We start from the raw sequence: 386 nt of genomic DNA, 5'->3' as shown, positions 1-386 counted from the left end.
TTCCACTCACTATTTTGAAGTGGGGGTCTTACAGCCTGTTAATACGGGATAAATGTGAGGAATTTCCGTTGCTTTATTTTCGCGCAAGAAATATTGTCGAAAAATTTATATTCTCAACTTACAATTCTTCTTGCACAACAATCGCATTTGGTGCATAAGGGCCTACTCTGAGAGTACCCGTGAAGTAAGATTTATTTGTGTCTCCATAAGCCAAACCACGATTGTAAATATATCCCGAGTAAATTTTTCCATTATGAGCTACACTTACCCACATAGATGTAGTACTAGTGCGTGGAACTGTAGTCGAATATTCCAGTTTATCTGATGCTACCGAGACTTCAGGTACTAAACTTTCCGCTGCCTGTACACTTGAAAAATTGGCTGAT

Annotated in this window: 1 protein-coding gene; it reads right to left on the bottom strand. The window is 38.9% G+C overall.

Annotation, left to right across the window (positions count from 1 at the left end; translation table 11 throughout):
* Positions 1-118 precede the first annotated feature (118 nt).
* Positions 119-386 (bottom strand): hypothetical protein (locus tag C9J34_RS22585; RefSeq protein WP_238600761.1); only part of this gene is annotated, 268 nt, incomplete at its 5' end.

Source organism: Metasolibacillus meyeri (genome assembly GCF_003049505.1).
Lineage (GTDB): Bacteria > Bacillota > Bacilli > Bacillales_A > Planococcaceae > Metasolibacillus > Metasolibacillus meyeri.
This window is presented reverse-complemented; position numbering and strand designations above follow the sequence as displayed.